Source organism: Pedobacter sp. 05L430 (genome assembly GCF_056397585.1).
In genome coordinates, this window is record NZ_JBFTNT010000121.1 from 1 (window position 1) to 11,493 (window position 11,493).

General features: G+C 39.1%; 13 protein-coding genes and 2 tRNA genes. 9 read left to right on the plus strand and 6 right to left on the minus strand.

From position 1 onward, the window contains the following. A partial coding sequence (locus tag AC1DG9_RS15785) for a DUF1622 domain-containing protein (protein ID WP_477634868.1) occupies positions 1-261 on the minus strand: 261 nt, incomplete at its 3' end. A 162-nt stretch (positions 262-423) separates the two neighbouring features. Here AC1DG9_RS15785 and AC1DG9_RS15790 point away from each other — a divergent pair. From AC1DG9_RS15790 to AC1DG9_RS15810, 5 genes are all read left to right on the plus strand, one after another. Further along, complete coding sequence (locus tag AC1DG9_RS15790) at positions 424-1,332, plus strand: aldo/keto reductase (RefSeq protein WP_477634869.1); 909 nt, start codon at positions 424-426, stop codon at positions 1,330-1,332. A 484-nt stretch (positions 1,333-1,816) separates the two neighbouring features. Further along, positions 1,817-1,890 (plus strand) — tRNA-Pro (locus AC1DG9_RS15795). 54 nt (positions 1,891-1,944) lie between these two features. Then, positions 1,945-2,018 (plus strand) — tRNA-Pro (locus AC1DG9_RS15800). 344 nt (positions 2,019-2,362) lie between these two features. Continuing rightward, positions 2,363-3,094 (plus strand): hypothetical protein, encoded by a 732-nt coding sequence (locus AC1DG9_RS15805; RefSeq protein ID WP_337716844.1) that lies wholly within the window; start codon positions 2,363-2,365, stop codon positions 3,092-3,094. A gap of 6 nt (positions 3,095-3,100) precedes the next feature. After that, entirely contained in the window at positions 3,101-4,501 is a 1,401-nt protein-coding gene (locus AC1DG9_RS15810; RefSeq protein WP_337716846.1) for an RtcB family protein, read from the plus strand. A gap of 136 nt (positions 4,502-4,637) precedes the next feature. Here the strand turns inward: AC1DG9_RS15810 and AC1DG9_RS15815 are convergent, their stop codons facing one another. Further along, complete coding sequence (locus AC1DG9_RS15815; protein WP_172660197.1) at positions 4,638-5,498, minus strand: helix-turn-helix domain-containing protein; 861 nt, start codon at positions 5,496-5,498, stop codon at positions 4,638-4,640. A 193-nt stretch (positions 5,499-5,691) separates the two neighbouring features. Between AC1DG9_RS15815 and AC1DG9_RS15820 the strand changes: the two genes are divergently transcribed. From AC1DG9_RS15820 to AC1DG9_RS15830, 3 genes are all read left to right on the plus strand, one after another. After that, a complete protein-coding gene (locus AC1DG9_RS15820; protein ID WP_337716847.1) occupies positions 5,692-5,973 on the plus strand; it encodes a pirin-like C-terminal cupin domain-containing protein in 282 nt (93 codons plus the stop codon). A 114-nt stretch (positions 5,974-6,087) separates the two neighbouring features. After that, positions 6,088-6,549 (plus strand): YybH family protein, encoded by a 462-nt coding sequence (locus AC1DG9_RS15825; RefSeq protein ID WP_172660198.1) that lies wholly within the window; start codon positions 6,088-6,090, stop codon positions 6,547-6,549. A 126-nt stretch (positions 6,550-6,675) separates the two neighbouring features. After that, positions 6,676-8,049, plus strand: a complete 1,374-nt coding sequence (locus AC1DG9_RS15830; protein WP_337716849.1) for a sensor histidine kinase — start codon at positions 6,676-6,678, stop codon at positions 8,047-8,049. Here the strand turns inward: AC1DG9_RS15830 and AC1DG9_RS15835 are convergent. From AC1DG9_RS15835 to trhA, 4 genes are all read right to left on the minus strand, one after another. After that, positions 8,046-8,729, minus strand: a complete 684-nt coding sequence (locus AC1DG9_RS15835; protein ID WP_337716851.1) for an ATP-dependent Clp protease proteolytic subunit — start codon at positions 8,727-8,729, stop codon at positions 8,046-8,048. The genes AC1DG9_RS15830 and AC1DG9_RS15835 overlap by 4 nt on opposite strands. 92 nt (positions 8,730-8,821) lie before the next feature. Further along, positions 8,822-9,091: a hypothetical protein gene (locus AC1DG9_RS15840; RefSeq protein ID WP_337716853.1), complete on the minus strand. Its 270-nt coding sequence runs from the start codon at positions 9,089-9,091 to the stop codon at positions 8,822-8,824. Continuing rightward, on the minus strand, positions 9,072-9,635 hold the full coding sequence (locus tag AC1DG9_RS15845; RefSeq protein ID WP_477634870.1) for an RNA polymerase sigma factor: 564 nt from the start codon (positions 9,633-9,635) through the stop codon (positions 9,072-9,074). Before AC1DG9_RS15845 ends, AC1DG9_RS15840 begins: the two co-directional genes overlap by 20 nt. An 81-nt stretch (positions 9,636-9,716) precedes the next feature. Then, positions 9,717-10,355, minus strand: a complete 639-nt coding sequence (gene trhA / locus AC1DG9_RS15850; protein ID WP_172660203.1) for a PAQR family membrane homeostasis protein TrhA — start codon at positions 10,353-10,355, stop codon at positions 9,717-9,719. 120 nt (positions 10,356-10,475) lie between these two features. Between trhA and AC1DG9_RS15855 the strand changes: the two genes are divergently transcribed. After that, the coding region (locus tag AC1DG9_RS15855) for a beta-N-acetylhexosaminidase (RefSeq protein ID WP_477634871.1) at positions 10,476-11,493 on the plus strand (1,018 nt) is incomplete at its 3' end.

Below are 11,493 nucleotides of genomic sequence, written 5' to 3' on the forward strand. Positions count from 1 at the left end.
GGCTAATATTCCTAAATCTTCAAATGAAGGATTAAGTATGGTATCAATGATGTCGGAGGCGATTAAGAATTCCAGACCAAGCAATAGATAATACCCCACCTCGATTTTTATCTGAACAGTTTTTTCTAACGAAAAGGATCGGTTGAATCTACCAAATTCATTATTGATAAATTTAAATAAGCCTATTACAGCACCATAACAGATAATTGCGATACTGACGTAGCTAATGATATTAGATATAGTTTGGAGTAGCTGCGACATGGTTATTGCTGAATAGGGTTTGAATTAAATATACGATTTAGGATGCAATTATAAAATTCACCAATATTGCACAAAGACAATTATTTAAAAAATGTAAGTATTTTTTTACTAAAATTTATATAGATTGAAGTAATGCTTAGATTTGAATTATAGAAAGAGAATATGCAAAAGATTTATATGGGAGATGCAGGGCCTAAAGTGTCACCTGCAGTATACGGTTTTTACAGATGGGATGATGTTAAGGATGCTGATGCTACTTTAAAAAAGATTTTTTATTTGTGCATGGAGCTGGGTATTAACACCTTTGAACATGGCGACAGTTACGGTTCCGAGAAATGCGAACAATTATTTGGAGAGTTGCTAAAAGAAGGCGCTTTTAAAAGAGAAGAGGTTGTTTTATTTAGTAAATGCGGACTAAGGCTTCCAAATGCACAGCGCCCTGATATCAGAGTTAAACATTATAATACCTCAGCAACTCATATTATTGCCAGTGTAGAGCAATCATTAAAGAATTTGAGAACTGATTATATCGATATCTTTTTATTAGATAAACTAGATCCAATCTCTAATCTTGAAGAAACAGCATTAACCCTTGAGCGACTGAAAGAATCAGGTAAGATCAAAAACATTGGTGTAGCAARTTTCTCCGTTTTTCAGCACCAGTTATTGGCTTCTTATTTGACTAAGCCAATTGTAACCAATCATATTGAGCTGAATCTTCTGAATATGCAGGCATTGGATAACGGACAGATTGATTATATCAAACAACGTTACATGCGCCCGCTGGCTTACGCTCCTCTTGCAGAAGGCAGAATTGCTGCAGGAACAGATAAACAAGCCGTTAAGGTGCGCGAAAAGTTAGAGGAATTAAGTGCAAAATATAATGTACATATTGAATCATTGGCCGTAGCGTGGTTAGTTAAATTGGGCGCTTTACCACTTATTGGTACCACAAACGAACAAAGAATAAGAAACGCAGTAAATGCCTTTACTATAGAACTAGATCATCAGGACTGGTATGAATTGTATAACGTTTCGGTTGAAAACAGCAATCTAAAAAACACTTTGTAGCTCTAAGAAGAAACCTACATTTTTTTTAAAAAATTAGTAGGTAATCCAATTTACAGTCGTATATTTGCGGTGAGAGCGTTAATTTAAGCGGGAGTGGCCAATCTGGTTTATTCCCGCTTTCTTTTTTTTAGCATTTTTTTCTAAGCAAAAAGACCACCCACAATTCCCTCTGATTCTATTCAAATACTCACTGCTAAGGGGAGAATACTGATGCTGAAACCCAAATATGCCTATGCTACTTAAAAAACTTTAAATTTTTATGTTTTTTAAGTGGTTGATATAGAGTTAAAACCCGATTAATGTATCGTAAAAGGATGTTTTTTAGCTCTAATTAGTGTTTAAATATTTGCACGCAAATGAATTATTTCTATCTTTGCAGCCTTAGCTGATGAAGCTAGAAATAAAAAAAGTAAAGTTAGCTTTTATAAAAATAAAGTTGTTACTTTGCAATCCCTTCGAAAAAGGGAAAAAGAAGATACCAGTTCGGGGTGTAGCGTAGCCCGGTATCGCGCCTGCTTTGGGAGCAGGAGGTCGTAGGTTCGAATCCTGCCACCCCGACACAACTACTTAGATGAGTAGTTTAATATTGACCAGTAAAAACAGATACCAGTTCGGGGTGTAGCGTAGCCCGGTATCGCGCCTGCTTTGGGAGCAGGAGGTCGTAGGTTCGAATCCTGCCACCCCGACACAATTATTAGATCCTGTAAGCTATTAGCTTACAGGATTTTTTTATTCTCTATGGATTAAAATAATTTTATATCTTTGCATCCAATTCCTGATTTGTTAACCTTTAAAATATCAAGGAATCATGACAGAGCATATCTACATATCGCCCCTTTCGCTCATTGCCTAATAAGGCAGTCAAACCGCCGTTTTATTAAACAATTAACAATTGCATAAGTAATTTCTGCAATGTTTGTCTCCACCAATTCATTGGGTTTTTCTGAGCACTTTTAAATGGGTATATCCTTACACAAGGACGAACTGAGATTAGAAATCCAATTCAATAAAAAATTAAAATGAAAGTGTGATGAACACACAGGAATGGTCGTACCGTATTAAATCGGTACGTCAGAAAAGACGACTCGTTAAAACAGATCGTGATAAGCAGCTGATACAGTTTGACAAACGACGCGCAGAACTTTGGCAACAAAAGAGGCTTTTGCCACTGGTACCATTAGAACATCCCTACCAACGTGGCTGGAAACGTTTTTTTGTACTTCGAGAAGATTTAAAACATAGTCCAAGGACAGCGTTTTATGAAACACTGCTTGCGAAGATAAACACCGTTGAATACCATTACGATAAGACGTTCAAACGGAAGAAGCGACCTAAAAAGCGCTATGGGTACGAAGTGAAGCAACAATTATTGCGTGAGTTTTCCATTTATAGCTGGGATGCTAAAAAGGTGAATTTAACCGACGACGAAAAGGCTTGCTTTACATGCGTTGAAACCTTTGATGTTAAAACCAGACGCGTAGGTATAAAATACGTATTTACTCAGCCTTGGCGATATAAGTTAAAAGTTACACCCCATATGATTACGCATATAAAGTTGATGGATCTGGATATTGAAAGAGAGCTATCATATATAGCCGATCATATTGATAATCATAACCTAGAACCACGCATTAACTTGCTAACGCGAGGCAGAGGGTACCGTTGGAGCGGATGGTTTTACGAGCAGAATAAATACATTAACAAAATTAAAAACATACCCAGATACAGCCCAAAAGAAGCTTATCTGGAATTAGAAACATAAACCCACATGGGCAATTTAAGAACAAAAGATTTAAGTAAAATAGGTTATCATAATGATCAGCTGCGAAGCCTGGTTATTGGCATAGCCTCCAAAAATTTCAAACACTATAGTAAACAACAATTGCTGGATCTGTTGGTGAATATTAACAATGATCCGCAAGCATTTTTGGATAATGAATTAACAAGTAAGATAGCTGAGAAGATAATAGGCAAAGTAGAAGGGGCATCGTTTAAAACTTACGAGTTACGCGATGAACCGGTATTCTGTAAGACATACGGAGGTAAGGGTATTGAACAATCAGCCAAAAAGCAAATGGAACTTGCAGGTCTGTTGCCGGTAAGCGTACAAAGTGCTTTAATGCCAGATGCGCACATGGGATTTGGGCTACCAATTGGTGGTGTGTTGGCTACAGATAATGCAGTGATCCCATATGCAGTGGGCATGGATATTGGTTGCCGAATGGCGCTTTCTATTATTGATGAAAGTGATAGTTTTATAAAAAGATTTGAATATCAAATCAAGGAGGCATTAAAAAATCACACTCATTTTGGAATGGAAGGTGGGTTGGATATGAGGCAAGAACATGAGGTTTTAGATAGTTTGGTGTTCAATGAAGTATCTTTTTTGAAACCATTAAGAGGTAAAGCTGTAAGGCAATTAGGGACATCCGGCAATGGTAACCATTTTGTAGAGTTTGGCGAAATTGAATTGTTGGCCGATAATACCTTAGGATTACCCGCTAAGAAGTATACTGCATTATTAACACATTCGGGAAGCCGTGGTTTAGGTGCAGCTATAGCTAAACACTACACAAAAATAGCTATGGATAGCTGTAAACTACCACGGTACGCACAACAACTAGCTTGGCTAGATATTAATAGCGAAGCCGGGCAGGAATATTGGCTTACTATGACATTGGCCGGTGATTATGCTAAAGCTTGTCATGACCGCATTCATGCAAACCTTTTAAAAGCATTAGGGTTAAAGGCGCTCCATGTGGTGGAAAACCATCACAATTTTGCCTGGAAGGAYAAATTAATTGATGGTAAAGATGTGATCATACACCGTAAGGGGGCGACCCCAGCGCATAAAGGTGAACTGGGTATCATTCCTGGCAGCATGACAACACCGGCTTATCTGGTGTCTGGCAAAGGAAACTATGATGCATTATACTCTGCATCACATGGCGCTGGCCGTGCTATGAGCAGGCAAAAGGCTAAGGATAGTATGACTGTGTCTGCCATGAAAAAGTTGCTTGCTAATGCCCGTGTTAGCTTGATTGGAGGGACGGTTGAAGAGAACCCTTTAGCTTATAAGGATATTGAAACCGTTATAACTGCACAACATGATTTAGTGGAAATACAAGGTAAATTTTATCCACGTATTGTTAGAATGAATAAAGAGTAGTGATGAAGGAAATTATGATACAGATTACATCAGGTAAGGGCCCGGCACAATGCTGCCGGGTATAATAACATAAAATAATTCAGAAAGCATTCAGGCTCCATCTAATGAGAAACCCATATTTTCCGATAAGTTGAGGTTATTTCCCTTCTTTGGAATCCTTTGGCGAATTCCTGAAGTCGGAGGGCGACAAACCCATATTCTTTTTGAAAAAATTGGAGAAATAGGCCATGTCCTCAAAACCAAGTTCAAAAGTGATGTGTTTTACAGATTTATCAGTATAATATAAAAGCCGTTTGGCTTCTACGATAATCCTTTCCTGGATAAGTTGCGAAGGGGTCTTCTGGTTGAAGATCGCAAAAAGATTAGACAATGTCTTGGGCGATTTGCAAAGCTGTCCGGCATAAAAACTAACGGAATGTTCCGATTTGAAGTTTGCCTCAACCAGCAGATTGAACTTTCKGATAATATGGAACCGTTCGTCCGGCAGTTTCTTTACTGGAACATGCCCCGCTTTAGCCAAATGCGTCACATAGCTGATCAGACGCTTTAATAATACCAGCAGCATTTCATTCTGGATATTGTCGGAAATCTTAAACTCATCAATGAACACATCGCAGAGCAGTTTCAGCTTTAGCTTTGCCTCGTCGCCTAGCTGGATGAACAAATGGTCTGTACTGCTGAATAGGAATCCCACACAGCTTACTTCGCTATCGTGATCAATAATGCAATAGAATTCGCGGTTAAACTGCCAGGCAACGATGCCCTCAGAATTTTCGAAGCTGAAGGATTGGTTGAACAGCAAAGTTACCAATGAATCCTTTGGAAAAACATATTCAGCTCCGTCGATAGTGATGGCTTGGCTTTCTCCTGGATTCCAGGCAATGGTAAAATACTTGTCGAATCGATCTTTGGTATAAAACAACCTGCTGAAACTTGGTTCATCCTTAAAAATCAGCAATTCGCCATTTGTATCTTCCTCTCGTAGTTTGAGCTTCATCTATGATGACGTTTAATCTTTAGCAAGATATCAAATCTGGTTTCAAAATGCAAGATTTCGGGAATGCCAGCTTAAGATTTTAGTTACTATCGTTAACAAAAAATGGCAGGAAATCATTTGATCTGCCTACCACCGGTCACTGCTATTTATAGCCTGAATCCCAATTCCAGTTTCTCATTTTCACCGAGAAAGGATGATGAAGTTGCTGTATTTGTCACTGCTTCGGAATAGATGTAAATGGTATTGTGTTAGGCAACAGCAAAATGTTGCTGATGGAGGAAGGTATCAAGGAATCGTTTTTCAGAACGATAAGATCAATGCAGCAGATATTCTCATTTTCGGAGGCAAGCCGTATAACGAACCAATCGTGGCAGAAGGTCCGTTTGTTATGAACAGTTATGCTGATATAGCAACTGCCTACCGGGACTTTTTTGCCGGAGCCTACGGAAGTATTAATCTATCATCGCTGCGATAAATTGTAAAATGTAAGACAAAGAATGAACAGGCGAAACAATTTCTGCAACTTATCGGTTATAGCTAGGCGCCTTGGAGATTGAGATGGCCGTTTAGGTGAGTTAACAATTACATTATGAAAAACAACGATCAATTTGCTGCACAGGAAGCCCAGGTACTCTGGACAATAAATAAACGTCTTGAGGCGATAAGACAAAAGAACCTGGAATTGACTTTATCATTTTATTCTCACCGGATTGTTTCTTTTGATGTGGTTGATCCGCTTCAGCTTTCAGGTCTGGATGACATCAGAATGCGCCTGAAAAATTGGTTCTCCACTTTTGGTGAAGGCCCGATTGGTTTTGAGATTGCTGAGCCTTTTCTTTTGGTGCGCGAGGATGTAGCTTTCTGCTATAATTTAAACCATGTATTTGCCGCAAAGAAGGATGGGGGAATCCTGGATATGTTCTGGAGGGAAACTACCTGTTATCAGAAAATGAATGGGAAATGGTTAATTGTTCATTCGCACAATTCAGTCCCATTTGACATTCAAACAGGAAAGGCCTCGGTAGGTTTAAAGCCGACGACTGAAGGCTAGGAACTGTCGTGCTGTATTAAATCGGTATGTCGGAAGTTAATAAAAAGACCTTGGCTTTTTAAACAGTGCCAATTATGTGAGTAGATTTTTCTTAGATTTACTGCTTTTAAAATTGGCAAATATTTGATGATCAAATCTATTAAAGGGCTGCATGCCAAATTGATCGGTAACAGTGCTGACACGCCACTCCAGGCCAGAATTTTTCATGAAGTTAGCCTGATCGCTATGATCGGTCTTCCTTTGGCAGTGCTGGTAAATATTGTGATAAAGGTGCCATTAGCCAATATAGCACTCTCAGCTGGCTGGATGGTAACTGCAGCGATGTACATCAATTCCAGATATTTTGGAAGACTGCAGCTTAGCTTTATCATATTTAGTGCAGGTACGAGCTTATTGATGGCATTTAACTATTTCATCAATTCAGGTATACATGGACCTACATTGATACTTTATCTTCTTTCGCTGGTTTTTACTTTGTCTGTAATGCCGACCAGGCAGTATGTATTTTGGATGCTGATTAACGTGGGTATTGTTGGTGGGTTATTGTTGGTTGAGTATTATAACAGAGGATTTGTAAAAGTCACCTATGCAAAGCGAAGTGATCTGTTTTTGGACACAGCTACAACTTATATCTGTGTAGTTGTTTGTATGGGTGCGGTATTTTCTTACCTGATCAACAGTTATCAACGGGAAAAGAATAATGCCCTGGCTGCTTCCCTTGCTTTAAAAGACGCCAATGATTCCAAAACCCGGTTATTATCTATTTTATCGCACGACCTGCGTTCTCCGTTAAATTCAATTGCCAGTTTTCTTGAAATGCTCCATGAATATGAATTATCGCCGGATGAACGCCGATTTCTGGAAAAGAACCTGCTTAATGAAACAAAAAACACGCAAGTGCTGCTGCATAATTTATTGAACTGGACAAAATCGCAGATGGACGGTGGTACCAGCGTAAATATGGTGAGACTGAACCTGTTTGAAATAGTATCAACCTGTTTGGCTGTACAACAAGCAGCAGCAGATATAAAAACGGTCACAATCGGTGTGAATATTGATCCCTCTGCCGAGCTTACGGCGGATCTGGATATGCTTAAACTGGTGATCCGCAACCTGATTAATAATGCGATTAAGTTTACGCTGCCAGGTGGGAATATTCAAATATATAGTTCCAGAGATTCTGGTCGTGTGAGGTTACATATTATGGATAACGGCGTGGGCATTCCGGTGGCAAGGCAGGGAAATCTCTTTGAGCTGAATGCCGCATCTACTTACGGCACAAGCAACGAAAAAGGTGTTGGGCTTGGCCTGAACTTATGCAAGGAGTACACTGAGATGCAGAAAGGTAAGATCAGTTTTCATAGCGTACCGGGTAATGGAACAACCTTCACATTAGAATTCCCTGAAGCGAATGATGAAGGCATTGTGGGTTCACACACTGGTAATTACTTAACTACAGACTCAAGTAAAGAATTGGCTTCCCAAACTCCTCAGATTTAGGAATACCCCAATATTTCGTCAATCATACCGAATTCTTTGGCTTCTGTAGCTGTCATCCAATAATCGCGAGCTGCAACTTCATTTATTTTATCATAGCTCTGACCACTACGCTCAGCAATGATCTGGTACAATTCGTTTTGAATCTTAAGTACCTCTCTGATACTGATGTCCATGTCTGCAGCAGTTCCTTGCGTTCCGCCAGAGGCTTGATGGATCATTACCCTTGAGTGTTTTAGGGCGGAGCGTTTCCCATCTGTACCTGCACAAAGCAATACTGAAGCCATAGAGAGTGCAATACCTGTACAGATTGTGGCAACATCAGGCCTTATATATTGCATGGTGTCATAAATACCAAGCCCGGCGTAGACTGATCCACCTGGAGAATTGATATATAGCTGGATGTCTTTTTCAGCATCGGCAGACTGTAAAAAGAGTAATTGTGCCTGTATCACATTGGCATTTCTATCGTCTATAGGCTCACCAATAAATATAATCCTATCCATCATCAAACGTGAAAATACATCCATCTGCGCTACGTTTAATTGCCGTTCTTCTATGATGTAGGGGGTCATAGCAAATGGACCAACATTGGCTGATGTTTGGGAGATGTGACGATCTACATGTAGACTGTTGATCCGATGGTGTTTTATTGCATAATTGCGAAATTCGTTGTTCTTCATGTCTGTTGTTATTAGTTAAATTTTTAGGCATAGATTGCCCATGCCTCTGGTTTGGAGGGGTATAATTGTTAGTGCTAAATTAAATGCGGAAGTTATTTGCCGAAAAGCTGCATGATCTTTTGCCTGAAAGAATGATGCTCTGGAGCAGTAAACAACTTTTCATGTACCTGATCTATTTCTTTTCTCAGCTGCAGTCTTCCGAATTTATGGACCAGACTATATGTTTTTTGCTGCCAAAAAACACTTTCCTTTAAATTTGGTTGAAGCAGAAGATTAGCTTCAAAAAGGAGTATGTCTTCTGTATCTGTATCAGATAAAAGAAAATCCTCTATTAATCGCAGCTCATTCCATGATGTCTTCATATTCCAATGATTTTTCTTTTACAGTTTCTTTTATTTTTTCGAGGCATTTAAATTTCTGAACAGTTGCTGACCGGGCGCTTGAAAATCCAAATCGTTCAGCCAGTGTTTCCATATTCAGCTTTTCATAATAAAAAGCGCTTAGGAGCTGCATACATTTCTGACCTGCCGTTTGCATCAAATGAAGTAATCTGGAAGAAGATACCTCTTCATAGACAGAATCAGCCGGGGCTGCGTCTTCATCTAGTTCAATATTCAATTGATCAAGAGGCAGCTGCTTGCTGGTTTCTTTGTACCGTTTATTCCAAAGATATTTGGYAATGCCAAAAAGGTATGCTTTTTCGCTATGTTTAAGCACTATCTTAGCATGCTTTACTTTTTCATAATAAATGATCAGCGCATCCTGAAAAATATCTTTGGCTTCATCAAATGATCCGCCCATTCTACTCACATGGCTTGCTACAAGAGGAAAAGTATCCTGGTACAGCGACATCAGCAAAGCTTCATTATCTGTGCTTACTTTATCTTTATTGAGTTTTGTAACCATTGCAACTATGTTTTAATAGTATGTGCCAGTTTGGACATAAATATCACCCAAATCTGGTAATTATTTTTTACTATTTTTTTTCTACATAGAAAGCAATACGGCTACATAATGGCAAATTGCTGCGGCAAGTACCATTGCGTGCCATAAGGAATGCGTATATGATCGTTTACCAAATAGGTAKACAATAGTTCCGGCCGAATATAATGCCGCACCGATAAAAAGCATAATGACCACAGATTCCGGAAGCACTGAAAAGAATCTATTGCCTCCAATAACCATCATCCAGCCCATAAGCAAGTAAATAATTGTTGACACTATATTAAACTTGCCCGTAAACCATATTTTAAAAAATACACCTAAAAGCGTTAGTCCCCATAATACCGAAAGCAGGGTGATACCGAAATGGTTGTTCATATAGATGAGTAGGAAAGGAGTGTAGGTTCCGGCAATCAGGAAATAAATACTAATGTGATCAAAGATTTCGAATAATCTTTTTACTGCCGGTTCCAGGGCCAGGTGGTATACCATTGAGCAAGTAAATAAAAGCATAAAGCAAAAGCCGTATATTCCGGCGCCGACAATTGCCGGGACATTGTTGTGAGCGGTTGCAATTCCTACTAATACCGGGAGGCCACTAACGCCAAATACGACTCCAATACCATGTATCAGTCCATGAACCAGTTCTTGTTTTCTGGTATACTTGTATTTAAGTTCCCCCATCAAATAAGTAACAATTGAACTTTGTAAAAGTTACCTATATACCAATGTTTATTGTAATGTAAATAATTATCTTAGTTGTCCAAACCTTTAAATTATGAAGGCTTACCTAATCCACTAAATATGAATTTCAGATACTTGAGGATAGCAATATTTACGCTTTGCATGCTATTCTCCATAAATATATTTGCCGTAGAAGGTGTTCCGGCCCTAATTCCGCAGCCAGTAAAGTTTCAAAGGCTTCCAGGTAGCTTCAAAATAAGCAAGACTACTAAACTGATTGCAGCTCCTGCAAATAAAGAAATAGCAGAATTATTCGCTGCTATGATCAAAGTGCCAACAGGCTTTACATTAAGTCACGCATCGGGGGGAGTTTCAACCATTCAGTTAGCTATGAACAAAGCTTACAATAAGCAGATAGGCGAAGAAGGGTATACTTTAGATGTTAAGCCAGCCAAGATTACTATCCAGGCAAACAAGCCTGCAGGTCTTTTTTATGGCATGCAAACTTTAATGCAACTGTTGCCAAAAGAAATAGAAAGTGCAGAGATTATTAAAAATAAAGTATGGTCTATACCCTGCGTTAAAATAACAGACTATCCAAGATTTGGATGGRGRGGTTTAATGCTTGATGTAAGCAGGCATTATTTCCCAAAAGAAGTGGTTAAAAAATACATCAACCAGCTTGCTAAATACAAAATGAATGTATTTCATTGGCATTTAACTGATGATCAGGGATGGAGGATAGAAATTAAAAGCTTACCACAACTTATTGAAGTAGGGGCCTGGCGTGCTCCAAGAATGGGCTTATGGTGGAAACGTGATCCACAAGGGGCAAATGAGGTTGCAGATTATGGAGGGTATTATACCCAGGAAGATGTTAAGGAAATTGTTAAATATGCTCAGCAACGTTTTGTAACCATCCTGCCCGAAATTGATGTTCCCGGACACAGTTTAGCTGCACTTGCTGCTTATCCGAACTTGTCATGCACAGGCGGGCCCTTTAAGGTAAATGTTGGCAATACCTTTTATGGTGTTGATGACAATGCATTATGTCCGGGTAACGAGGAAAGTTTCGTGTTTATGGAAAAAGTATTGGGAGAAGTGGCAGCGCTTTTCCCCGGTCAGTATATCCATATTG

What these genes read in the sequence shown, in the direction of transcription:
- AC1DG9_RS15805 (WP_337716844.1), top strand. Translation starts at nt 2,363, where the DNA reads ATGAACACACAGGAATGGTCGTACCGTATTAAATCGGTACGTCAGAAA.
- AC1DG9_RS15820 (WP_337716847.1), top strand. Translation starts at nt 5,692, where the DNA reads ATGATGAAGTTGCTGTATTTGTCACTGCTTCGGAATAGATGTAAATGG.
- AC1DG9_RS15825 (WP_172660198.1), top strand. Translation starts at nt 6,088, where the DNA reads ATGAAAAACAACGATCAATTTGCTGCACAGGAAGCCCAGGTACTCTGG.
- AC1DG9_RS15830 (WP_337716849.1), top strand. Translation starts at nt 6,676, where the DNA reads ATGATCAAATCTATTAAAGGGCTGCATGCCAAATTGATCGGTAACAGT.
- AC1DG9_RS15835 (WP_337716851.1), bottom strand. Translation starts at nt 8,729, where the DNA reads ATGAAGAACAACGAATTTCGCAATTATGCAATAAAACACCATCGGATC.
- AC1DG9_RS15840 (WP_337716853.1), bottom strand. Translation starts at nt 9,091, where the DNA reads ATGAAGACATCATGGAATGAGCTGCGATTAATAGAGGATTTTCTTTTA.